General features: G+C 42.6%; 18 protein-coding genes. 10 read left to right on the top strand and 8 right to left on the bottom strand.

The features are described 5' to 3' along the window. Window positions 1–71: 71 nt before the first annotated feature. A complete protein-coding gene (locus BS636_RS08420; RefSeq protein ID WP_099338353.1) occupies window positions 72–842 on the bottom strand; it encodes a hydroxymethylpyrimidine/phosphomethylpyrimidine kinase in 771 nt (256 codons plus the stop codon). Window positions 843–935: 93 nt separating this feature from the next. Between BS636_RS08420 and BS636_RS08425 the strand changes: the two genes are divergently transcribed. From BS636_RS08425 to BS636_RS08445, 5 genes are all read left to right on the top strand, one after another. Next, window positions 936–1583, top strand: coding sequence for an HAD-IA family hydrolase (locus tag BS636_RS08425; protein WP_099339634.1), 648 nt, complete (start codon window positions 936–938; stop codon window positions 1581–1583). 545 nt (window positions 1584–2128) lie between these two features. Further along, window positions 2129–4867 (top strand): GA-like domain-containing protein, encoded by a 2739-nt coding sequence (locus BS636_RS08430; RefSeq protein ID WP_099338354.1) that lies wholly within the window; start codon window positions 2129–2131, stop codon window positions 4865–4867. 416 nt (window positions 4868–5283) lie between these two features. Continuing rightward, complete coding sequence (locus tag BS636_RS08435; RefSeq protein ID WP_099338355.1) at window positions 5284–6525, top strand: carbohydrate porin; 1242 nt, start codon at window positions 5284–5286, stop codon at window positions 6523–6525. 164 nt (window positions 6526–6689) lie between these two features. Next, window positions 6690–9092: a glucose/quinate/shikimate family membrane-bound PQQ-dependent dehydrogenase gene (locus BS636_RS08440; RefSeq protein WP_099338356.1), complete on the top strand. Its 2403-nt coding sequence runs from the start codon at window positions 6690–6692 to the stop codon at window positions 9090–9092. Between the two features lie 250 nt (window positions 9093–9342). After that, window positions 9343–11475: a TonB-dependent receptor gene (locus tag BS636_RS08445; protein ID WP_099338357.1), complete on the top strand. Its 2133-nt coding sequence runs from the start codon at window positions 9343–9345 to the stop codon at window positions 11473–11475. 109 nt (window positions 11476–11584) lie between these two features. Here BS636_RS08445 and arsH read toward each other — a convergent pair whose 3' ends face one another. From arsH to BS636_RS08460, 3 genes are read right to left on the bottom strand one after another with little or no spacing between them, the layout of a single operon-like run. Continuing rightward, complete coding sequence (gene arsH / locus BS636_RS08450) at window positions 11585–12289, bottom strand: arsenical resistance protein ArsH (RefSeq protein WP_099338358.1); 705 nt, start codon at window positions 12287–12289, stop codon at window positions 11585–11587. Between the two features lie 4 nt (window positions 12290–12293). Further along, entirely contained in the window at window positions 12294–13334 is a 1041-nt protein-coding gene (gene arsB, locus BS636_RS08455; RefSeq protein ID WP_004814591.1) for an ACR3 family arsenite efflux transporter, read from the bottom strand. Between the two features lie 10 nt (window positions 13335–13344). Next, complete coding sequence (locus tag BS636_RS08460; protein WP_099338359.1) at window positions 13345–13662, bottom strand: metalloregulator ArsR/SmtB family transcription factor; 318 nt, start codon at window positions 13660–13662, stop codon at window positions 13345–13347. Window positions 13663–13745: 83 nt separating this feature from the next. Between BS636_RS08460 and arsC the strand changes: the two genes are divergently transcribed. After that, entirely contained in the window at window positions 13746–14174 is a 429-nt protein-coding gene (gene arsC, locus BS636_RS08465; RefSeq protein ID WP_099338360.1) for an arsenate reductase (glutaredoxin), read from the top strand. Between the two features lie 106 nt (window positions 14175–14280). Here the strand turns inward: arsC and BS636_RS08470 are convergent, their stop codons facing one another. The 3 genes from BS636_RS08470 to BS636_RS08480 form a co-directional block, all read right to left on the bottom strand. Further along, window positions 14281–15564, bottom strand: coding sequence for a ribonucleotide-diphosphate reductase subunit beta (locus BS636_RS08470; protein ID WP_099338361.1), 1284 nt, complete (start codon window positions 15562–15564; stop codon window positions 14281–14283). Window positions 15565–15862: 298 nt separating this feature from the next. Then, window positions 15863–16129 (bottom strand): hypothetical protein, encoded by a 267-nt coding sequence (locus BS636_RS08475; RefSeq protein ID WP_099338362.1) that lies wholly within the window; start codon window positions 16127–16129, stop codon window positions 15863–15865. Between the two features lie 384 nt (window positions 16130–16513). Then, complete coding sequence (locus BS636_RS08480) at window positions 16514–19345, bottom strand: ribonucleoside-diphosphate reductase subunit alpha (protein WP_099338363.1); 2832 nt, start codon at window positions 19343–19345, stop codon at window positions 16514–16516. A 554-nt stretch (window positions 19346–19899) separates the two neighbouring features. Here BS636_RS08480 and bfmR point away from each other — a divergent pair. Both bfmR and bfmS read left to right on the top strand, forming a co-directional pair. Then, window positions 19900–20616: a response regulator transcription factor BfmR gene (gene bfmR, locus BS636_RS08485; protein ID WP_004891693.1), complete on the top strand. Its 717-nt coding sequence runs from the start codon at window positions 19900–19902 to the stop codon at window positions 20614–20616. Window positions 20617–20657: 41 nt separating this feature from the next. Continuing rightward, the gene (bfmS, locus tag BS636_RS08490) at window positions 20658–22325 is read left to right on the top strand and encodes a sensor histidine kinase BfmS (protein WP_099338364.1); all 1668 of its coding nucleotides are present in this window, start codon (window positions 20658–20660) and stop codon (window positions 22323–22325) included. A 91-nt stretch (window positions 22326–22416) separates the two neighbouring features. Here bfmS and BS636_RS08495 read toward each other — a convergent pair whose 3' ends face one another. Continuing rightward, entirely contained in the window at window positions 22417–22773 is a 357-nt protein-coding gene (locus tag BS636_RS08495; RefSeq protein ID WP_099338365.1) for a hypothetical protein, read from the bottom strand. A gap of 402 nt (window positions 22774–23175) precedes the next feature. On the opposite strand from BS636_RS08495, the gene ndhC reads away from it, so the two are divergent. Both ndhC and BS636_RS08505 read left to right on the top strand, forming a co-directional pair. Then, entirely contained in the window at window positions 23176–23721 is a 546-nt protein-coding gene (gene ndhC / locus BS636_RS08500; RefSeq protein WP_099338366.1) for an NADH-quinone oxidoreductase subunit A, read from the top strand. 6 nt (window positions 23722–23727) lie between these two features. Then, window positions 23728–24408, top strand: a complete 681-nt coding sequence (locus tag BS636_RS08505; RefSeq protein ID WP_099338367.1) for an NADH-quinone oxidoreductase subunit B — start codon at window positions 23728–23730, stop codon at window positions 24406–24408. Window positions 24409–24425 lie beyond the last annotated feature (17 nt).

Consider the following 24425-nt stretch of genomic DNA (forward strand, 5'->3'; position numbering starts at 1 on the left):
ATCTGTGCGTGCCATAAACCAGTTCTCAAGAAAAAGGCCTAAATGATTTAGGCCTTTTTATATGACTCGGATTAACCAAAACGTTTTGGAATCTTCTGACCATTCGGTACCGGCGTTTCGGCATTTTTCAAGACACCAAATAGCCAGGTTTCTGCATGCTGTACTGCGGTTTTGAGCTGATCACCTAGTGCTAAACGACCAGCAATAAAACTTGCCAATGAACAGCCAGAGCCGTGGTATTCACCTTCAAGGCGGGCACAACGGGTTTGATTCACCAGCTCACCCTGAATATATAAACTGTTCTGGATATAGTCTAGAGTATCTTCATGGCCACCTTTGACCAGCACTGCTTTTGCACCCATGGCAAACAATTTCTGGGTGGCAAGTTCCAGATCCTGCTCACCGGTCAACGCACGTAATTCCACTGTATTTGGTGTGATAATCGTGGCATGCGGGATCAGTTGAGTAAACGCTTTAACTAAAGTTACCTGATCTCCCAGTGAGCCACCGCTATTCGCGACAAGTACTGGATCAAGTACATAAAAATATTCAGGATGTTCAGCTAGAAATTCTGCCAGAGCTGCAATATTGTCAGTAGTACCAAGCATACCGGATTTAACACCACGGATAGGTAAATCACCGACCACTGCATGTGCTTGAGCTAGAAGCAAACTCTTTGAAGTTGCTTCGAAACCAAACACCTGTTGTGAGTTCTGAATGGTCAGTGCGGTACAGGCGATTGCAGCATGCGCACCGCTTTGGCCAATCGCTTCAATATCAGCCTGGAGACCTGCTCCACCTGAAGGATCCAAACCTGAAAAGCATAGTACTGTAGGGCGCAAAACGATGTCCTTAAACTCTAGATTTGCGTTAGTATAGGCAAAATTTCATGAACACTCGATACCAATTTGCATCGAAGTAGCCGGAGGACTGTGGTGATTCAGAATATCTTGATTGATCTGGATGGAACGTTAACTGACCCTAAAGTAGGGATTACCACTTCGGCGCGTTATGGCTTAGAAAAAATTGGCCATCCGATCAGTCCTGATATCAATATTGACTGGATCATTGGCCCCCCTTTAAAAGCTTCACTGGCAAAAATTCTGAATGTAGAGACTAATCATGTACTGGCAGAGCAGGCACTGGAAGGATATCGTGAACGCTTTGCAGTAAAGGGTTTATATGAAAATAAAGTTTTTCCAAATGTCGCAGAAACCTTAGCTAAACTCAAGCGTCGCGGATATCGACTGTTTCTTGCAACTGCTAAACCAACTGTTTATGCACGACAAATTTTAGAGCACTTTGTGCTGGATCAATATTTTGAAGGTATTTATGGCAGTGAGCTAAATGGTGATCGAACTAACAAGGGCGATCTGATTGAATATATCTTGCAGAAAGAGCAGTTAGATCCGGCTACCTGTATTATGGTGGGCGATCGTGAGCATGATATTTTTGGTGCCAGACGTAATGGTATAGAAACTATTGCAGTCACCTATGGCTATGGCTCACAGGAAGAATTTGCTCAAGCTAAGCCAAAATATCAGATTCAAGGCTTTAATGAAATTTTTGAGTGTTTGGTTTAAATAGATTTATTTATTCTAAACTTGCTGTTAATTAGATATTAAAATTAATCTTGATTTATATTATATAGGTCAAGATTAATAATATTGTGATATTTTAATTGATATATTTATATAAAAAATAAATTAAATATAAAATTATCTTATTGGGTTTTAAGGGTTAAGCAGTCGCAGGGTTGGGAAATTTTACATTTGTAATTCATGTGTTAAATCACACAATTCATTTGTTAATAGGTGTAAGTAATTTACAAATTTATAATAAAATATTTCATTTATTTTTAAAATTAATCTAAGCTTATGAAATATATATTAATTAATTTTAATTTAAGTATTTTAATTTCTTTAGTAGTAAAATTTATAAAAATATAAATCAATGGGTTGTGTATGTTTTCTATTAATAATAATAAATTTCAATTTAAATTGATTAATAATTCAAATAAATTCTTATTTTTTTTATGGTTTTAACTTCGAATAACTCCTGATATGAAGAATTGGTTGGAATTCATACACATCTAAACTCATCATAAAAATATTCAGGAGTTTCTCTCATGGCTAACATCGAGATATTAGCTAAGGATAATGGACAAATTATCCAAAGTTTAAATGCGGATTCAGTAGTATTAAATCAAAATTCAATAGTTAAAGTTGGCGCTAAAATAGAGGATGTTGCCAATATTACCCGTGAAGGTAATGCCGCGATTATTACACTTAAAAATGGCGAAAAAATTGTTGTAGAAAACTATTTTGATCCGGCAGTGAATGAAAGTTTACTTGCCTTTGAAGGAAATAATGGTGAATTGTATTGGGCGGAATTTACGGATAGCTCAGGTCAATTATTGGATGTAATTAAGTACAACCCGATTACTGAAGAAGCTCTCCTGGGCGGAGCAGCAAGTGAATTACTCCCTTGGATTGGAGGAGCAATCGCAGTTGGAGGTATTGCAGCGGCTGCGAGTTCTGGCGGTAGTTCAAATAACGGTGGTGGCTCGCCTGTTACTAATCCGGTAGATGCAGCAGAAGCATTAATTAAAGATGCAGAAGACAAGCAAAAAGCTGCAGAAGACTTGCTCAATGAATTACAAAAAGATGGTTTGATCACTCCTGAAGAGCAAGCACAGATTCAGGATGCTGTGGATGCGGCAGCTGCAGCCAAAGACAAAGCACAGGATGCTGTTAATGCATTACCAGATGGCAGTGATAAAGATCGTCTGCAAGATCGTCTAGATGATCTCAATGACCCAATCATAGTTCCACCAGTGAATGATGCTGATGCTGATGGTGTAGAAGACACAGTTGAAGAGCAAGCAGCAACAGCTTTGGTGGAAGAGGCGGAAGCAGCACAAAAAGCTGCAGAAGACTTGCTTGCTGAACTTCAAGAAGATGGTTTAATCACTCCTGCTGAACAAGCGCAGTTACAAGCAGCAGCAGATGCTGCAGCAGAGGCAAAATCTGTAGCGGAAGCAGCGGTGAATGACTTGACAGCAGGAGGTGTCCGTGATGCGCTGGAAGGTCGCCTGGATGTTTTAACCCCAATCACGATTCCACCAGTGAATGATGCCAACGAAAACGGCATCGATGACAGCACCGAAAATCCATTGGATCTTTCCAATGACCTGGTTGATGCAGCTGAAGCAGCCTATCAGGCAGCTGAAGATGCACTGGCAGATGCCATTACAGATGGTCTGATCACTCCAGAAGAACAAGCGGCATTAGAAGATGCATTAGCAGATGCACAAGATGCGAAGGATCTGGCACAAGGCGCAGTAAATGCATTGCCGGTTGGTACTGAAAGAGACGGCTTGCAAGATCGCCTAGATGCTCTTATTGATATCGTAGTTCCACCGATTACACCTTCTAACATTGATGCCTTTGATGATGAGTTTGAATTGGACCTAGGGCAAGAAACCCGATTAGAGCGTAATGAAATTACCGCTGAAAATGTAGCTATCCTAGATATTCTAGGCGGCAATATTTCTACTACTACCTTTACGGTGCCAGAAGGTGCGACAAGTAATATCTCAGTTACAGTACAACAAGATAACCTCATTTCAATTGGTGAAGCTGTTCAAGTTGTGATTTATCAACAAACTGAAAATGGATCTGTTGAAGTTGCACGTGGTAATGCACAAGCTGGCGTAGTTACTGTTGGCGGTGTCAATTTGCTGGGTGTGGTAGGAGATAATAATTCGATTACGCTTAATCTCTCTGATTTGCCTGAAGGGGATTATGTCGTAGCCGTAGAAGCTTATGACAGTGTCTTAACAAGCTTAGTTAAGGAAATTGCTATAAGCGATTTGGGTGGTGAAGGTGCAATTCTAGGTGCATCGAATCAAGCTGCAATACTGGGCGCAATTAATACAGTACTTGGTGATAACCTTGTTTCTCAAGCCCTTACAACAACTGTTGCAGCTATCTTGTTACCAGTCAATGTTATAGGTTTGCCATTATCTAGTGTGGTGAATGAATTATTAGATGCTTTACCGACAAATGTGTTGGATTATATTGTTGATCAGGCAGTTGCTCCTCTTTTGTCGAATTTATTGACCGCTTATGAGCGCGTGGATATTAGGATTAATGGTACAGATGAAGTCTTTGCGAACTATGAGGTGAAAGGGAATATCTTTGCTGACAATAGCAATGGTGCAGACATTTTAGATGGTGCGACAGTGACCGAAATTGATGGTCAATTAGTCACGGATCCTGTCATTATTGAAGGTGAATACGGTAATTTAGAAATTGATCCAGTAACTGGTGAGTTTACATATACTGTAACAGTGGGTGAAGCTGCAATTGGTCAGACCGAGATATTTGATTACACATTATCTAATGGCATTAGTAGTGATAGCGCTCAATTAAAAATTGAAATTTCAGGTATCCCTGCAGATCCAAGTGATTTACTGTTAGCTGATTATATTGATCAAATTGTTGCTAACGTAAGTGGAGAGAGTAACGATAGCTTTACTGGTAGTTTAGGTGCAGATACTGTTATTTATAATGTACTGGAAGGTGCAGAAACAGATGCAACAGGCGGAAATGGTACAGATATCTGGACTGATTTCAGCTTGACCGAAGGTGATGACATTGATGTAAGTGCGTTGTTAACAGATACAACTGCAGAGAATATTGATGAATATATTTCTGTAGAAGTTAGCGATAACAATACGATGATATCAGTTGACCATGATGGAGCTGGTACACAGTTCCAGGACAAAGTTGAACTCATTACTTTTGAAGGGGTAAATACGAACTTGGAAGAATTGCTTTCTAATGGTCATATTATTTACTAATACCTTATTCTAGAAAATAAGAACTATGAGGAGACTCTTAGGAGTCTCTTTTTAATTCTTTTCTCTCTTTGATAATAAATATCTACTTATAATTCCTTTGCTATTAACCAAAAATGTTTTTAAATTCGACTATTTCCTAATATAAAAATTAAATATAAGAAAATTAAACCAATTTTGACCATTTGGAAAAATTAAAGAGGCTTTTTGATTCAACTTGGTAATCTATGATTATTTTAAAATATTTATATTTATTAAGTATTTGAGTTAATATTTTACTTTCTTGTTATTGCTGTAAATGCTTGGGTGAAAAATAGTTTTCTTCACATTATTAATACCTTTCATCTATAATTTGAAACAATAAGTTCAAAAAGGTGGATTATATTCACCTTAAACGTGTGATTAAGGTAACACATTTCATGTCTCTTTCTCCTATATCTAAGGCTGTATACGCGTCCTTGGCTGCTTTGCTATTTGTAAATACTACCCATGCCGCTGATGCATTTAGTGCAGACAGTCCGTGGATGTTTGGTGACTGGAATGGTCAGCGTACTCAACTCCAACAACAAGGTTACGATTTTAGCTTTGGCTACACTGGCGAAATGGCTACCCTGATTGATGCTAAAAAATCATCAGACCACGGTACTGAATACGCGGATCAGTTTGCGATCGGGGCACATCTGGATTTGGAAAAAATTGCCGGCTGGAAAGATACTGAAGCACAGATTACCGTGACTGAACGTAATGGTCGTAACTTATCCAATACTTCTGAAGCACTCAATGGGCATTTAAGTTCTGTTCAGGAGGTATGGGGACGTGGTCAAACCTGGCGTTTAACTGACTTCTGGATCAAGAAAAAATTCCTGGACCAAAAACTGGACATCAAAGTAGGTCGTTTTGGTGAAGGTGAAGACTTTAACAGTTTTGACTGCGATTTCCAGAACCTGGCGCTGTGTGGTTCACAAGTCGGTAACTGGGTCGGTGACCAATGGTATAACTGGCCAGTATCACAATGGGCAGCGCGTGTAAAATATAACGTGACTCCTGAAGTCTATACCCAAGTTGGTGTTTATGAATATAACCCTGAAAATGCTGACAATCGTGGCAAAGGTTTTAACCTGAGCACAGATGGTTCAAAAGGGGCAATTATCCCAGCTGAAGTGGTCTGGACACCAAAACTGGGTGATCAAAAACTTCCAGGTGAATACCGTGCCGGGTATTACTACAGCACAGCTGAGGCGGCCGCAATTAATGATCCTAATGAAACCGATCATCACCACGGCGGTTGGGTTGTGGCTAAACAACAACTGACTGCACATCAGGATGATGCATCTCGTGGTTTAAGTGGCTTTGTGAATCTTACTGTTCATGACGCTAAAACTAATGAAAAAACCGATATGCAAAACATTGGCCTTGTTTACAAAGGCGCAATGGATGCCCGTCCAAAAGATGAAATCGCTGTCGGTGTCGCTCGTATCAACATGAACAATGATGTCTTGGGTGACCGTAGTGAAGAAATCGATGCAGAAATCTATTATGGATTGCATGCCACTAACTGGCTGACCATTCGACCAAACCTTCAGTATGTTCATCATGTCGGTGGAGATAAGAATGGAGAAAACGTCTGGGTTGGCGGTATCAAATTTAATACATCGTTCTAAGCAGAGTTTTTAGTTGCAAATACACAATTGATTCTTCCACTACTTTGGGGCATTGATAAACAGATGCCTCAGGTACTTATGTATTTAGAACTAAAAACTTAACAATATGGTGTTCATGCATTCAAGTTGCATGGACGAAAAGAAATCTTACAAAGGTGTTCAATATGAATACTTCGTCTTCAGGTTCAGTACTGAAAACGATTATGGCAGTCATTGCTGCTATTTTCGGTTTAGTACTGCTGATCGGAGGGATTTATCTGGCAACGCTTGGTGGGTCTTGGTACTACATCATTGCCGGTATTTTCTTTATTGCGACCGCAGTTTTATTATTCAAACAGAAAAGTACAGCACTTATCGTATATGCCGTGCTGGTTTTAGGAACAGTGATCTGGGGCCTGTGGGAAGTTGGTTCTGACTTCTTTGCACTTGCACCTCGTTTAGATATTTTAGGCCTGTTCGGTTTAGCACTTCTAATTCCAGCAGTGACACGTGGTTTTGCAGATACGAAAGGTGCCAAAATCGCACTAACCAGTACCTTGGCCATTACCATTGCAGTGATGATCTACTCTGTGTTTAATGACCCGCAAGAAATTCGTGGTGAATTAAAGTCCCAGCAGCCTGCAGTACATCAATCTATTCCGGGTATTGCTGATGAAGACTGGCCTGCCTATGGCCGTACTCAATCTGGCCTACGTTATTCTCCATTGAAACAGATCACTGCAGATAATGTGAAAAATCTGGAGCTGGCTTGGGAATTCCACACAGGCGATGTAAAAACAGATAAAGATTCTGGTGAAACTACCAATCAAGTCACTCCGATCAAAATCGGAAACAACCTGTTCATGTGTTCAACTCACCAGCAGCTGATTGCTCTTGATCCTGCATCTGGTAAGGAAAAATGGCGTTTTGATCCGAAGGTGAAATCGGACAATACTTACCAGCACTTAACCTGCCGTGGTGTATCTTATTATGATGCCAATAATACTGTAGGTTTTGAAAGCAGTCTGTCTGCGCGTTCAACGACTTCTGCTGAATGTCCTCAAAAAGTCATTCTGCCAGTCAACGATGGACGCCTAGTAGCTGTGAATGCGACGACAGGCAAGGTATGTTCTGACTTCGGTACCAATGGTGAAGTCGATCTGCAAAAAGACATGCCATTCCCATATCCAGGCGGTTATAACCCAACGTCACCTCCAGTTGTGACAGGTACAACCATCATCATCGCAGGTTCAACTACAGATAACTACTCAACTGAAGAACCTTCAGGCGTGATTCGTGGTTATGACGTGAATACTGGTGATTTGTTATGGGTATTTGATACTGGCGCGGAAGATCCAAATGCGATTCCTGCTCCGGGTCAGAAATTTGTACATAACTCACCAAACGCATGGGCACCTTTGGCTTATGATGCGCAGCTGGACATCGTCTATGTACCAACTGGTGTAGGTACACCGGATATCTACGGTGGTCACCGTACTGAGCTTGATGAGCGTTATGCGAATTCTATGCTGGCATTGAATGCCTCTACCGGTAAATTGGTATGGAACTTCCAGACCACCCATCATGATCTTTGGGATATGGACGTACCCGCTCAGCCAACATTGACTGAGATCAAAGACAAAAACGGGAATGTGGTTCCAGCGATTTATGTGCTAACCAAAACCGGTAATGCCTTTGTATTAGACCGTCGTACAGGTGAAGCGATTGTTCCGATCACTGAAAAACCAGTTCCACAATCTGTGAAACGTGGTCCACAAACCAAAGGCGAGTGGTATTCAAAAACTCAACCATTCTCTGATTTCAACCTGGCACCTAAAGATGACTTAACTGATAAAGACATGTGGGGCGCCACTATGTTTGACCAGTTGATGTGTCGTGTATCATTCAAGAAATTGAACTATGACGGTATTTATACGCCCCCATCTGAAAATGGTACTTTGGTATTCCCGGGTAATCTAGGTGTGTTCGAGTGGGGCGGTATGTCTGTCAATCCAGACCGTCAGATCGCATTGACCAATCCGATTGGTTTGCCATTCGTGACTCGCTTGATTCCACAAGATCCAAACCGTGAGCAAACTGCCAAAGGTGCAGGTACTGAAGCCGGTGTACAGCCAATGTATGGCGTACCTTATGGCGTAGAAATCAATGCCTTCCTGTCTCCATTTGGCTTGCCATGTAAACAGCCTGCATGGGGTTATGTGGCGGGTGTAGATCTGACAACTCATGAAATCGCTTGGAAACGTCGTATTGGTACGATTCGTGACAGTATGCCGGGTATCCCATTGCCACCGTTCAAAATGGGTGTGCCAATGCTGGGTGGTCCAATTTCGACTGCGGGTAATGTGATGTTCGTCGGCGGTACTCAAGACAACTATATCCGTGCTATTAACGTTAACAATGGTGATGAGTTATGGAAAGGTCGTCTGCCAGCAGGTGGTCAGGCAACTCCAATGACTTATGAAGCCAATAGTAAACAGTACGTTGTCATCATGGCCGGTGGTCATGGTTCTTTCGGTACCAAAATGGGTGATTCTTTAGTTGCCTATGCATTACCGGACAACAAGTAATTAAGTTTTATACTTAGTGTAAAAAAGCCTGATTCGTCAGGCTTTTTTATGCAAAATACCAGCTGTTATGAGAATAAAGCTTTAATAAGCAATGATGATCTTATTTCAGGTTTATTTAAACAAGCATCTTTTAAGATCGATGTATCAACCTGACTGATCATACTGATGATTCAAGCATCAGCAAAAAACACTTTAAAAATATTTTGGCTCCCCTGGCATGAACAGATGCCAGATATCAGGAATATTAGCTATGCACCTTCATACCACGCGGTTGCCGATGAAATCGACTTTGTCCTGTTTGATTGCCTGTATTAGTCAGGGAATTTATGCAGAAGAAACGGTGAAAGAGGTGCAACAACTTGCGCCGATTGTAGTGGAAGCGACCCGTACAGACCGTGCTGTTCTCGAAACACCGGCATCTGCTTATTATCTGAATCAGCCAGAACAGCAAAGCATGAATGTAAACCTGTCTGAAACTCTAAAAGGTGTGCCGGGTTTGCAGCTGAATAACCGGGAAAACTATGCCCAGGACCTGCAAATTTCCATGCGCGGTTTTGGAGCACGCTCGACTTTTGGTGTGCGTGGAGTACGTTTATATGTAGATGGGATTCCTGCGACTATGCCGGATGGGCAGGGACAAACTTCTAATATTGATCTGAACAGTCTGGATCATATCGAAGTATTAAGCGGACCATTTTCATCACTGTATGGCAACTCATCTGGCGGCACCATTCTGACTCAAAGCCGTGAAGGGCAAGGACCAGATTCAGTGACCCTGGGATACTCAGGTGGTAGTCAAAATAAAGGACAAACCAATCTGGTGTTGCAAGGTGGTTCAGAGGATGCCTCTGAGCCAAGTTATGTCATCAGTTCATCTTATTTTGATACCGATGGTTTCCGTGACCACAGCAGTGCGCATAAAGTCTTGAACAATGCCAAACTGACTTGGGACCTGGAAGACGGAAGTAAGATTAATTGGGTCAATAACTACGTCAAAATTGAAGCCGATGATCCAGGTGGTTTAACTCGAGAGCAATGGAAAACCAACCCTAAACAGGTTGCCAATAATGTTCTGCTTTATAATGCAAGAAAAGAGATTGAGCAGTTTCAAACAGGATTAACCTGGAATAAGCCAATCAATGATCAGCATGAACTGTATGGAATGGCATATTGGGGGCAGCGTGAAGTTACCCAGTATCAATCTATTCCAAGCACTGCCCAAGGTGGTGTGAACCATGCGGGTGGGGTAATTGATTTTGACCGTCAGTTTTATGGGGCTGACTTGCGTTGGACAGGCAAGGACATTCTACCTAATACCAAACTGATTGCCGGTGTCGCCGTAGATGGCATGACTGACGATCGTAAAGGCTATCAGAACTTTGTCAGTGATGTGTTGGGTATTAAAGGTGAACTTCGCCGTAATGAAGACAATACACTTTGGAACGCCGATCCATATTTGCAAGCTTCTTATAACTTTGCTCCAGACTGGACTTTAGATGCGGGGCTACGTTACAGCAATGTGCATTTTAAAACTGAGGATCATTATACCGTCGGGGAAAATGGCGATAACTCTGGTAAAACCACTTATGAAAAGCTTTTGCCTTCAGTCGCTTTAAGTTGGAAAATTATTCCTGATGCAATGATCTATGGTAGCTATGCACAAGGTTTTGAAACACCGACGTTTACGGAAATGGCCTATCCGGCAGATGGCAGTAATGAAACATTGGGCTTAAAAGCAGCAGAAAGTGAAACATATGAGATTGGCCTGAAATCAGATAACCAATTTGGGGAATTTGCGGCTGCAGTTTTTTATACCGTGACTAAAGATGATATTGTTCCTTTGAGAAATGTGGGTGGTAAAGCAACATTCCGCAATGCAGATAAAACCTTAAGAAAAGGGTTAGAACTTTCCTGGAGTAAAGACCTCTGGCATGATCTCACTGCTCAAGCCAGTTATAGCTATATCGACGCCACGTTTGATGCAGATATTTCTGAAATTCTAAATCAGAATGGTAGTATTGCAGTGTCGAGAGTTGAGGCAGGCAACTATATTCCCGGTATTGCCAAAAATCAGGCTTTTCTTGCTTTAGGCTGGAAACCTGAAAATGGCTTAAGTGCGGGTATAGATGTGCGTTACTCAGACCGGATTTATGTCAACGACATTAACTCGCAATATGCACCAAGCTATACCGTTGCTGGTGCAAACGTGGGTTATAACTGGTCCGTAAAAGACTGGTCCATGAAGACCTTTGCCCGTGTAGATAACCTATTTGATAAAGACTATTCAGGTTCAGTGATCGTCAATGAAAGTAATGGGCGCTTCTATGAGCCAGCAGAGGGGCGAAACTGGAGTGCCGGATTGAGTATAACCAAAGCGTTTTAATTAAAATAATTTGTGGCTGCTCAATTTTCAAAATAAAAAATCCCGCTTCTTGAGTGGGATTTTTTAATATTTAAGCTTTGAAAAGTTGATCAGAGGATTTGAGATACAACTAGATCGTTTTCTGATTCACCCGTTTCGATAATTCTTCGGCACTTTCCACCCGTTCAGAATATCGGTCGGTGAGATAAGCAGATTGACCGCGGGTGAGGAGAGTGAACTTGTAGAGTTCTTCCATCACATCCACAATGCGGTTGTAATAAGGCGATGCTTTCATTCGACCATCTTCTTCAAATTCGAGAAAAGCTTTCGGTACAGAAGACTGATTTGGAATGGTGATCATCCGCATCCAGCGCCCTAAAACACGCAACTGATTCACCGCATTAAAGGATTGCGAACCACCACAAACCTGCATCACGGCCAGTGTCTTGCCTTGGGTCGCACGAATTGCACCGGCTGCCAGAGGAATCCAGTCAATCTGGGCTTTTAAAATCGAACTCATCGAACCATGACGTTCCGGTGAACACCAGACCATGCCTTCTGACCAGGCCAAAAGCTCATGCAGTTCTTTTACCTTAGGGTGACTCGTATCTGCATCCTCCGGTAAGGGTAATCCTTTGGGATGGAAGATGCTGACCTCAGCGCCAAAATATTCCAGTATCCGGCCGGCTTCCTGAACGGCCAGTCGGCTGTAGGATCTGTCACGGTTTGAACCATACAGCAGCAGAATGCGAGGTGGATGATCCAGCGCTTTAGCCTGAACTTTGTCCAGTGTTGGTGTTTCTAGCAGATTCACATTGATATTCGGGAGATCCATCGGGTTATGCCTCTTTAAACACTTTTTTTCTTAGCCATAATGAAACGCTGACCAGCGCAATCAGAACCGGAACTTCAACCAAAGGGCCAATCACGGTGGTGAATGCCACAGGGGACGCGAGACCAAAAGTGGCAATCGCAACTGCCAGCGCCAGTTCAAAATTGTTGCCCGCTGCGGTGAAAGAAATAGCCGCAGTTTTAGGATAATCATTGCCCATCCACTTGCTCATAAAGAAGCTGATAAAGAACATCACTACGAAATAAATGGTCAAGGGAATGGCAATTCTGAGCACATCCAGTGGCAGGCTGACCACATCACCGCCTTTAAGGCTAAACATGGCAACAATGGTAAACAACAGGGCCAGCAGGCTGAGCGGACTGATTTTTGGAATAAACTGTGTTTGATACCATTCCAGACCTTTTTGCTTGACCAGAATCAAACGTGTCAAAAAGCCCAGTAAAAATGGAATACCCAGATAAACCAGAACTGCGTGGGTAATCGTCCAGAAGCTGACATCAATTACCTGTGCTTCAACACCAAAATAAGGTGGCAAGAAAGTCAAAAATAGCCAGGCATAAGTACTGAAAAATAGGATCTGGAAAATACTGTTAAATGCCACCAGTCCGGCCACATACTGGTTATCGCCACACGCCAGACCATTCCAAACCAGCACCATGGCAATACAACGCGCCAAGCCGATCAGGATGACACCCGTCATATATTCAGGATAGGATTGCAGGAAAATCAGCGCCAATGCAAACATCAGGCAGGGTGCAATCAGCCAGTTTTGAACCAGAGACAGGGTGAGGGTGCGTTTATCCTTAAATACCTGCGGCAAGGTGGCATAGTCCACTTTGGCAAGTGGCGGATACATCATGATAATGAGACCGATGGCAATCGGAATATTGACCGAATCAATACTCATGCGGTCTAAGGCAATCGACGCCTGAGGAAAGAAAACCCCAATCCCGATCCCCAGCAGCATGGCGATAAAAATCCATATGGTCAGATTTTTATCTAAAAATGACATTTTTGAAGCAGACATGATATTGGGCTCAGGATAATTCACAAGATGTTGAAATGGTGGATTTTAATTTTTGAATTTCCGGATCTTGTGCGATGACTTTTAACACTTCATTTGCCCAGACCGGCAACTCAGGATTTAAACGGTAATAAACCCATTGCCCTTGGCGTTGATCCAGCAACACACCCAGATTTCTCAATAAAGCCAGATGGCGGGAAATTTTGGGTTGGCTCAGATTTAATTGCTCTGTGAATTCACAGACGCAGACATTCTGTTTGGCCATGACCAGCTTTAAAATATCTAAACGTGTTGAATCGGCAAGACATTTGAAAAAATCGGTCTGATGCATCGCGATATCCTGATATATTTACTATTGCGAATATACGGATATCCATATATAAAAGCAATATTGTTTATTTACTGAGAAAAGTCATGTCGCAAAAGATCAAGATTTATCATAATCCCGAATGTGGAACCTCTCGAAATACCTTGGCCCTGATCCGCAATACCGGTGAGGAACCACAGGTGATTGAATATCTGAAAACACTACCAACCAAAGAAGAACTGATTCAGTTAATTCAGGATGCGGGTCTGTCGGTACGCGAAGCGATTCGTAAAAACGTGAAGCCTTATGAAGAACTGAATTTGGAAAGCAGTGATTGGACAGATCATCAATTGATTGATTTCATGCTGCAACATCCGATTTTGATTAATCGTCCATTTGTGGTGACTGAACTGGGTGTGAGATTGTGCCGACCATCAGAAGTTGTTTTAGATATTCTTTCCGCTCCGCAGCGCGCAGCTTTTAACAAAGAAGACGGAGAAATGATCATTGATGAAGCAGGGAAGCGGTTGAAATAAATCGTGGGATTTAAAGTCGATCGCTCAGATCACAAAAAAGCCACCGCAAGGGTGGCTTTTTATTTAAAGCTAAAATGACAGATATCGGGTCATTTTAAGCTAAACCTTACCAGCTTAACGCACCGCCAGTTTGGTAATCTGTTACACGCGTTTCGAAGAAATTCTTCTCTTTACGCAAGTCCATCATCTCTGACATCCACTGGAATGGGTTATTCACACCAGCGAACTGTTCAGGCAAGCCCAACTGTGCCAGTCGACGGTTCGCAATGAACTTCAGATATTCTTCCATCATGCCAGCATTCATACCAAGTACACCGCGTGGCATCGTGTCACGTGCGTATTCAATTTCCAGCATGGTGCCTTCAAGAATCATCTGGATGATTTCTTCCTGGAACTCAGTTGTCCACAGGTTCGGGTTCTCGATCTTGATCTGGTTGATCATGTCGATACCGAAGTTCAGGTGCATAGACTCATCACGCAGGATATACTGGAATTGCTCAGCAACACCATTCATCTTGTTACGACGGCCCATAGACAGGATCTGACTGAAACCACAGTAGAAGAAGATACCTTCAAGTACACAGTAGAATGCGATCAGGTTGCGAAGCAGGATCTGGTCGTTTTCAGGAGTACCAGTTTTGAAAGTAGGATCACTTAAAGACTGAGTATATTTCAGTCCCCACGCAGCTTTACGTGCAACTGACGGTACTTCGCGGTACATGTTGAAGACTTCGCCTTCATCCATACCTAAAGATTCGATACAGTATTGGTAAGCATGTGTATGAATCGCTTCTTCAAATGCTTGACGCAAGATGTACTGACGGCATTCAGGGTTGGTAATGTGACGGTAAATCGCCAATACCAGGTTGTTTGCTACCAGTGAGTCAGCAGTCGAGAAGAAACCAAGTGAACGCATAACGATGGTACGCTCATCTTCAGTCAAGCCATTTTCAGACTTCCATAACGCGATGTCGTGGTTCATGTTCACTTCTTGTGGCATCCAGTGGTTTGCACAACCGTCTAGATATTTCTGCCAAGCCCACTCGTATTTGAATGGTACAAGCTGGTTCAAGTCCGCACGACAGTTAATCATTGCCTTGTCGTCAACTTGAACTCGTTGCGCGCCCATTTCAAGCTCTTCCAAGCCTGGAGCAACATCAAGTTGTTCTAGGGAAGCAGATGCTCTTGCCAGCGAATCGGTTGGATTTGATCCTCTGTTTTGAGTGGCTCTAATGGGTTGTGCAGCTGCCACATTCGACGATGCGTTGCTTGCATCAGATACCATCTGTGGATTAGTCGCTTTTTGCGGCTCGACGGGCGCAGGCTGCTGTGTTTGTGCAGCTGGTTTTTGCGAATCATCTTCGAAATCGTCCCAACTTAGGATAGACATATCAGTTCTCTCTTCGATGCTTATATCTTTTATTAGACATTCAGCCTCGCTGAAATGTCCTACTATACGCTCAATTTATGTAAGCAAAATTAAGTTTTGTCGATGACTGCTCTGCTTTTGTACGGAAGAGCAAATATCCCCACTACTTATTTTGCTTGCGCGATTTATGAGCCTTTAGCCAAAAATAGGCAATTGGCAAATAAAAGGTCAATACAAAGGAAATGACCAGTGCCACAAGTCCTAACATGTAATCGTGAGTCATATGCGGCATGGTGGTTTCCTTTATTTATAAACATATTTAAATATGTTTATTTATCCAATCACAAGCTTCTTTAGAAAGCCAACCTGAATGGTTTTTTGAGGCTTCCATTACTAGAATCCTGTCATTTTTATCCAGATATTTCTTAAGTATTTCATAAACTTGGTTTGCTGTTTTATTAGAACAAATTAACCAATAGGATTTCATAGGATTACACCAACCATCAAACTTTTTAAGCTCTTTGATTAGCCCATCATAATTTTGTCCTGATTTATTTAAGTCATAACTTATAGAATAAACTGTCATTTTGCTTTACCTCGTATATATGTTGGACAGTTGTTACTTAAAAGTCCTTGACGATATTGCGAGATCAGGCGATTATTTACCTGCTTTTTGCGAAGCAATATGTCGAAGAACTCGCTTCTTAGACTGGAAAGGGGATCTGTTGGAGGATTCCCTTTTTTTATGTCTAAAATTTAACTCATAAACCTTGCAGTTGGAGTTGCTTAGTTTTTGAGAGCTATGACTATTGGAATAATCATCGCTAAATTTCTTTCAAATTTTTTAATCCCCCTCTTGCGCAGCAGTGCTGCTCACCTTTTGCAAAGGGGGACTTGCATCCCGCCATTTGCTTCGAAGAATCTCCCTCCTTTGAAAAAGGAGGGTCGGGGTGGATTAGAAACTCACCAATTATTGGCAAGCCTCACAATCAGGGTTGTCAATTGAACATGCCATTGGCACTGGTGCTGCTTGAGCAAACCCTTCTTCCTCTGCAGGAACTTCAGGTTTTTCTTCAACGACTGGTGCTGCAACAACAGGGGCTGCAACCGTTGCAGGTTTAACTGCATTCAATGCGCCAGTGTTAATTGTAGATTTCTCAGCAGAAGTTGCGCCTAATGCACGTAGGTAATAAGTGGTTTTAAGACCACGTAACCAAGCCATCTTGTAAGTGATGTCCAGTTTCTTACCGTTTGCACCAGCGATGTAAAGGTTAAGAGACTGAGCTTGGTCGATCCATTTTTGACGACGTGACGCAGCATCTACAATCCAGCGAGTTTCAACTTCAAACGCAGTCGCGAAGATCGCTTTAAGCTCTTCAGGAATACGAGAAATCTTCTGAACAGAACCTTCGAAGTGTTTCAGGTCGTTGACCATTACCGCATCCCAAAGACCACGTTCTTTCAACGCACGTACCAGGTACGGGTTGATTACTGTGAATTCACCAGAAAGGTTAGATTTCACATACAAGTTCTGGAATGTAGGTTCAATAGACTGAGACACGCCACAGATGTTTGAAATTGTTGCAGTCGGAGCAATCGCCATTACGTTCGAGTTACGCATACCGTCTTTTTGAACTTTGGTACGTAATGTGTCCCAGTCCAGACGTTGAGTGCGGTCTACTTCGAACATGCGTTCTGGACGAGTTTTCGCAACCAGGTCAAGTGAGTCGATTGGTAAAATACCTTGATCCCACAATGAACCTTTGAATGTTTCATACGTACCGCGTTCAACAGCAAGGTCACTTGAAGTTGAAATCGCGTAGTAAGAAATCACTTCCATTGATTCATCAGCAAACTCAACCGCAGCTTCAGAACCATAAGCAAGGTTCATTTCGTATAAAGCATCCTGGAAGCCCATGATACCCATACCGACTGGACGGTGTTTCAGGTTTGAGTTGCGTGCTTGAGGAACAGCGTAGTAGTTGATGTCGATCACATTGTCGAGCATACGAACAGCTGTTTTCACTGTACGAGCAAGTTTTTCACGATCCAGCTTGCCGCCTTGAACGTGTTGTACCAGGTTGATTGAACCTAAGTTACATACTGCAATTTCTTCTTTGCTAGTGTTCAGCGTAATTTCTGTACACAAGTTAGAAGAGTGAACTACACCCACGTGTTGTTGTGGTGAACGCAGGTTACATACGTCTTTGAATGTGATCCAAGGGTGACCTGTTTCGAACAGCATAGACAGCATTTTGCGCCACAAATCTTTTGCACGGATTTTCTTGTGCAACATGTTTGTTTCTTTGGCAATGCTTTCGTAGTAAGCATAACGCTCAGCGAATTCTGCACCAGTCAAATCATGTAGATCAGGCGTTTCAGAAGGCGTGAACAGTGTCCATTCAGCATCTTCAAATACACGTTGCATGAACAGGTCAGGAACCCAGTTCGCAGTGTTCATGTCGTGGGTACGACGACGGTCATCACCAGTGTTCTTACGCAGTTCCAGGAATTCTTCGATATCCAAGTGCCAAGTTTCAAGGTATGCACATACTGCACCTTTACGCTTACCGCCTTGGTTCACCGCAACTGCAGTATCGTTCGCTACTTTAAGAAATGGAACAACACCTTGAGATTTGCCGTTAGTCCCTTTGATGTAAGAGTTCAAGGCACGAACTGGTGTCCAGTCATTACCTAAACCGCCTGCCCATTTAGACAGCATTGCGTTATCACGCATCGCGCCATAGATGTCAAACAGGTCATCATCAATAGTTGTTAAGTAGCAGCTAGACAACTGTGGACGTAGCGTACCTGAGTTAAACAGGGTCGGCGTAGATGCCATGTAGTCGAAGCTAGACAATAAGTTATAGAACTCGATTGCACGCTCTTCACGGTTTTCTTCATTGAGTGCAAGACCCATTGAAACACGCATGAAGAATAATTGCGGCAATTCGAAACGTACGCCATCAGAGTGGATGAAGTAACGGTCAAATAATGTTTGCAGACCTAGGTAAGTAAACTGGTTTGAACGTTCAGGTTGAATCGCTGCAGCTAGTTTAGCCAGATCAAAGTTTAATAATTCAGGTGAAAGAAGTTCTAGCTCAATCCCTTTTTTCAGGTAAGTTTCTAGCGCTTCGCCTTCCACTGTATCTGCAGGTAGACCCAAGAATTCTAAACCAGTTGCCACCAGGTCATTACGTAATAGACGCGCAGTCACGTAAGTATAGTTTGGTTCTTGTTCGATACGGGTACGTGTCGCCATCATCATTGTTGTAGAGATGTCTGACTCTTTTACGCCGTTATATAGGTTTTTCACGGTCTCATCGACAATCGCCTGAACGTCGATGCCTTCGAGGCCTTCAGCAGCTTTAGCAACAGTTGCAGTCAGTTGGCTCAGGTCAAGCGGTTTGAGCTTGCCAGCGGCATCCGTGATTTGCAGGGTAGGGTGATGGTTAGCACCCAGTTGCTTACGAGCGTCAGAACGTTGTTCGCGATAGATGACATAGGCACGCGCAACTTTTTGTTCGCCAGTACGCATAAGCGCAAGTTCAACCTGATCCTGGATTTCTTCAATGTGAATCGTCCCACCAGAAGGCAAGCGACGTTTGAAAGTGTTCATGACCATTTCCGTCAGCTGCTCGATACGATCGTGGATACGGCTCGAGTCAGCACTTTGTTGGCCTTCAACAGCCAAAAAAGCCTTACCAATTGCGACAGAAATTTTTTCTGCATCAAAAGTGGCAACATCACCGGTGCGTTTAATCACCTGAAGTTGACCAGGAGTTGAAGTAATTACGCTCATTTTAGCATAGCTCCATTGTCATCTATTTTTATGTTTATGGACCATTTGAACCGGGCAATTTCTATGCCACAGTGTTTGAGGAATAAACACAATACCTAGTGGTTTAAAAATTAATTGAACACAAGATACGGGAAAATTTAGGGTAGATCAATATTGACATTTTAATAAATATTTTAGTGAAACAACCTGAGAAACTTTATTAAAAAATCCTTTTTTTTATCATCTTGGTGCAAGCCTTATTTGGCAAGGCATAGCATAACAAAGCTGGCAAAAAGTGCTTATAGATAACATTGTGGATAACTTTTTTTGAGCGAATTGGAAGCTATTTTTTATTCAGATAAACGGTTGCCTAGCTCAGTTTTGACCCTCGTTCTGTATAAAAAATGTCGCTAACAGAAATATCTGCAAAAAAATATTACAAAATGCTACTTTGATGTATCAGTTTGGTGAACGCTATCTTGTTTACAATGTAAACGTGTGTATATTGCTTGCTATATCCACCGTATCTATCAGATTTCAAAAGGATACGTCCATCGAATAAAGGTGCACAATATATGAGCCAAGAAGAAAAGTTACCCAAAATTCTAATCGTTGAAGATGATGAGCGTCTTGCTCGTTTAACTCAAGAATATCTTATTCGTAACGGACTTGAGGTAGGGGTAGAGCCCGACGGTAATCGTGCGATTCGCCGCATTATCGCCGAGCAACCAGACATGGTGGTTTTAGATGTCATGTTGCCAGGTGCTGATGGTTTGACCATTTGTCGTGAAGTTCGACCACATTATCATCAACCAATTTTGATGTTGACTGCACGTACTGAAGACATGGACCAGGTATTGGGTCTGGAAATGGGTGCGGACGACTATGTCGCTAAACCGGTTCAGCCACGTGTACTATTAGCGCGTATCCGTGCTTTATTACGCCGTACAGATAAAGTGCCTGAAGATGAAGTGGCTCAGCGCATCGAATTTGATGATCTGGTGATCGACAACGGTGGCCGTTCTGTGACCTTAAATGGTGAGCTGGTGGACTTTACCAGTGCAGAATATGATCTGTTATGGTTGCTTGCATCAAATGCAGGTCGTATTCTTTCCCGCGAAGATATTTTTGAGCGTCTGCGTGGCATCGAATATGATGGCCAGGACCGTTCGATTGATGTCCGTATTTCGCGCATCCGTCCGAAAATTGGTGATGATCCAGAAAACCCGAAACGTATTAAAACAGTGCGTAGTAAAGGTTACCTGTTCGTTAAAGAAACCAATGGCATGTAATGCATGCCATTCCTAAGCTGAATAAGCGGGAAAGCTTATAAGTGTTTAAGCACAATATATTTTTGCGTATTTATGCAGGACTGGTCATTCTGGTTCTCCTGGTGACTCTGTTCGGCTATCTGTTGGTACAAATTATTAACTACCAGCGGGCGCAGGTATATCGTGAGTCCTTGACTGATGGTATGGCCTATATCATGAGTGAAGGGGTTGCGCGCCAACCAAATACCCAGCAGAAACTCGACTGGATCTCGGATGCTTCAGATTTGCTGGAGCTTCCCATCTATTATGTTGAAGCTGAAAAAGTTGATCTGACTCGTGCAGAGAAACGCCGGATCGAAGACCGTAAAGCGGTGGTGCGTTGGGATGCACAAACCTCGGTGGCTTATGTGGTTATTGGACTGCGTGATGATCCCAAGCATTTCCTTTATATAAAGGCAGACAATATTACCGAGCGCCAGATGAAGGCGCTTCCGGTGTTTATTCTGGACTATCTGGTGTATTACCCAGGTCAAGAAAAACAATATCTGGAAAAAATCCAGAACTACTTCTCTTATCCAATCAGTATTCAAGATGTACAAAGTCTGCCGCTAGATTCAGAGCAGATTGGTCGTCTACGTCTAGATCACAGCATTATTCTTTATCGTGACAGTGCCACCATTCGCGGTACGACCATTTCGATTGTTTCACCAATTCCAAGCTCAGTATCTGAAGTGCTGGTCATGGGTCCAGTGCCACTGTTTAACTGGATGCCATTCCAGTTAGCAGCCGGGATTACCTTGCTGAGTATGTTTGTACTGAGTTTGGGGGTTTATGGTCTGCTGGTGCCGATGCAGCGCAAACTGCGTGAAGTTAGCTATGCCTTGAACAAGATGAAGTCCGGGAACATGTCGGTGCGTCTGGCGATTGATGGTAAGGATGAAATGGCCTTGCTGGCATCCAGCTATAACGCTATGTCGGATCATATTCAGCGTCTGATCGAAGCACAGCGCGAGCTGATGCGCGCGGTGTCACATGAATTGCGTACACCGGTGGCACGTATCCGTTTTGCCATGGAAATGCTGGCAGATGAAGATGACTATGAATATCGTCTGCAACAGATGGAGCAGATCGATAAAGACATCGAGGCGTTGAACAAGCTGATTGATGAGATCATGACTTATGCCAAGCTGGAGCAGGGCACGCCTTCACTCGATTTCGAGAAGGTGAATCTGTATGAAGTGCTGGATCAGGTGGCAATTGAAACTGAAGCACTGAAAACTGGCAAGAAAGTCGAGCTACATCAGGTGCCGATGGATGTAGAAGTTGAAGCTGAACGTCGTTATCTGCATCGTGTAGTCCAAAATTTGGTGGGTAATGCTGTGCGCTATTGTGATGAAAAAATCATTATTAGCGGCGGTGTCGATGCCAATAACCAGGCTTATATCTGTGTAGAAGATGATGGTCTAGGGATTCCGGAACAGGATCGTGCCCGTGTCTTTGAAGCTTTCTCACGTCTGGATGATAGTCGTACCCGTGCCTCTGGGGGTTATGGTCTAGGCCTGTCGATTGTCAGTCGAATTGCTTTCTGGTTTGGCGGTAAGATTGAAGTGGATCAAAGTCCTGAGTTGGGTGGTGCACGCTTTACCATGACTTGGCCGGCACAGCGTTATAAGAAAAAGTCCCGCTATAAGGCAATTGAAGAATCTAAAGATGACCTCGGTTCTTTATAAAAGGTTTCTGTAAACAATAAAAAACGATGCTGATGCATCGTTTTTTTATTGTCTCTTATAATTAAATAAAAATGAGAATCTATGACATGTCTTATTCGTGGATCTTGGCATCTGGTTCAATAATCGGTTTGCCTTCACGTAAGCTTTTTGCCGCTTCTGGATTCAGGTTTACTAGAAGATTATTGTATTTTCCATCGATGCTATAACCTTGAATCAGCTTTTGGTCACCATGTAAGGTTTCTACCCGATATTCATCCGCAATATTTAAAATGCCTTCCAAGTTTATTGAAGCAGAGGCGAAATCTTTGCCAAACAGCTCATAAATTTTCTGTAAGTTGAGATTGGGATTGTTTTCCTCAGGATGCTTCACGATATAGTTTTCAAGATGGCGAACAAACAGCTGGGCGTAGAGAAAATAGTCAGGTTTATGGGTGAACTTTAGACTCATATATTCAATCCTTATTCTTCATTTTTAAGCTCTTTATAGAGATATCACAAAGCCTGCAGGGGATGAAGTTATACTGCTATGTGGTTGCAAAAAATACACAATTCGCAGCCAGTAATTGTGTTTCAGTAGAATCATCCATTAAAACAATTAAACTGATTTTGGAAAAAATAATGAAATTATTGTTTTTGATTTGTTAAAGCGATTATTTCGCAACATGGGCGATGGAACCCAGAAAAATCGCGTATTTGCCCAAAAAATCATCCAAAAGACTAAGGCTTATAAACTAGCAAGTGAAATCCAAAATCAGGTACAATTGGCGGGATTAATTTTGTGTTTGGTGTATTTGAAGGCCAATACATACATTCTTTGTTAATACATAGGCCTGCCAGGAGTTATCCCCGCATGAGTGCCATTACTCCATACGATTGGGCAATTATTGCCTTCGTGATCGGCGTTACATTTTTATGCGTCTTTATGCTCACTGTCCCATTACTCCTCGGGGGTAAATCATGGGGCCGTGCTAAGCAGGAGCAGTTTGAGTCAGGCGTAGTCAGCGCAGGTGGAGCTCGTATCCGCTTGTCTGCGAAATTCTATTTAGTTGCAATTTTCTTTGTTGTTTTTGATATTGAAGCACTTTATCTCTATGCATGGTCAACTTCAGTGCGAGAGGCAGGGTGGTTTGGTTTCACTACTGTAGTTATTTTTGTGGTCGACTTATTGATTGCATTGGTATACGCAGTAAAAGTAGGTGCATTGAACTGGTCACCAACAGACAAACGCAAAGCTGCTGGCAAAGTATTTAAAGCTGGCACACCAGATATGGATATCGCAGAAATCACTCGCTTCAATTCAATTGAAGAATTGGTTGTAGACCCGACTGGTCAAATTCCAGCTCAATCATCTGGTCGTGTGAAAGGTTCACCGGCTCCATTATCTAATAAGGAGTAACCCGGAATGAAATACACTTTAACCCGTGCGAATCCGAATGCTGATGAATATCCACTTCAGGAACGTATCGTTGTAGAAGATCCGTTACTACAAGAAGAAGTGAATAAAAATGTGTTCATGACTCGACTAGAGGATGTAATGCATACAGCAGTCAACTGGGGTCGTAAGAACTCCGTTTGGCCGTTCAACTTTGGTACATCTTGCTGCTACGTAGAATATGCAACGACCTTAACTGGCGTGCATGACTTGTCACGTTTTGGTGCCGAAGTTATCCGTGCTTCACCGCGTCAGGCGGACTTGATGATTGTTGCAGGTACCGTATTCGTGAAAATGGCTCCGGTTATTCAACGTCTGTATGAACAGATGCTGGAACCGAAATGGGTTATTTCAATGGGCGCATGTGCCAACTCAGGTGGTATGTACGACATCTATTCAGTTGTACAAGGTGTGGACAAGATTATCCCGGTGGACGTTTATGTCCCAGGCTGTCCGCCACGTCCTGAAGCATTGATCCAGGCATTAATGCTATTGCAAGACCAGATTCAACTTGAGCGTCGTCCGCTTTCTGCGGTAATCGGTGATGATCTTCAGCCAGTGTATAAGCCAAAGATGATGCCAGAACGTGACCGTAAGAAAGATCAGCGTATTGCTGTGAAAAATCTGCGCTCAATGGATGAAATTAAATAATTTAAGCGACAAATTTT

Origin of the sequence: Acinetobacter sp. LoGeW2-3, assembly GCF_002688565.1 — a bacterium.
Taxonomy (GTDB): Bacteria; Pseudomonadota; Gammaproteobacteria; order Pseudomonadales; family Moraxellaceae; genus Acinetobacter.

Bases quoted from the DNA above. Each gene is read 5' to 3' on its own strand.
- BS636_RS08430 (WP_099338354.1), top strand. From the start codon at position 2,129: ATGGCTAACATCGAGATATTAGCTAAGGATAATGGACAAATTATCCAA.
- BS636_RS08435 (WP_099338355.1), top strand. From the start codon at position 5,284: ATGTCTCTTTCTCCTATATCTAAGGCTGTATACGCGTCCTTGGCTGCT.
- BS636_RS08440 (WP_099338356.1), top strand. From the start codon at position 6,690: ATGAATACTTCGTCTTCAGGTTCAGTACTGAAAACGATTATGGCAGTC.
- BS636_RS08445 (WP_099338357.1), top strand. From the start codon at position 9,343: ATGCACCTTCATACCACGCGGTTGCCGATGAAATCGACTTTGTCCTGT.
- arsH (WP_099338358.1), bottom strand. From the start codon at position 12,289: ATGGATCTCCCGAATATCAATGTGAATCTGCTAGAAACACCAACACTG.
- arsB (WP_004814591.1), bottom strand. From the start codon at position 13,334: ATGTCTGCTTCAAAAATGTCATTTTTAGATAAAAATCTGACCATATGG.
- BS636_RS08460 (WP_099338359.1), bottom strand. From the start codon at position 13,662: ATGCATCAGACCGATTTTTTCAAATGTCTTGCCGATTCAACACGTTTA.
- arsC (WP_099338360.1), top strand. From the start codon at position 13,746: ATGTCGCAAAAGATCAAGATTTATCATAATCCCGAATGTGGAACCTCT.
- BS636_RS08470 (WP_099338361.1), bottom strand. From the start codon at position 15,564: ATGTCTATCCTAAGTTGGGACGATTTCGAAGATGATTCGCAAAAACCA.
- BS636_RS08475 (WP_099338362.1), bottom strand. From the start codon at position 16,129: ATGACAGTTTATTCTATAAGTTATGACTTAAATAAATCAGGACAAAAT.
- BS636_RS08480 (WP_099338363.1), bottom strand. From the start codon at position 19,345: ATGAGCGTAATTACTTCAACTCCTGGTCAACTTCAGGTGATTAAACGC.
- bfmR (WP_004891693.1), top strand. From the start codon at position 19,900: ATGAGCCAAGAAGAAAAGTTACCCAAAATTCTAATCGTTGAAGATGAT.
- BS636_RS08495 (WP_099338365.1), bottom strand. From the start codon at position 22,773: ATGAGTCTAAAGTTCACCCATAAACCTGACTATTTTCTCTACGCCCAG.
- ndhC (WP_099338366.1), top strand. From the start codon at position 23,176: ATGAGTGCCATTACTCCATACGATTGGGCAATTATTGCCTTCGTGATC.
- BS636_RS08505 (WP_099338367.1), top strand. From the start codon at position 23,728: ATGAAATACACTTTAACCCGTGCGAATCCGAATGCTGATGAATATCCA.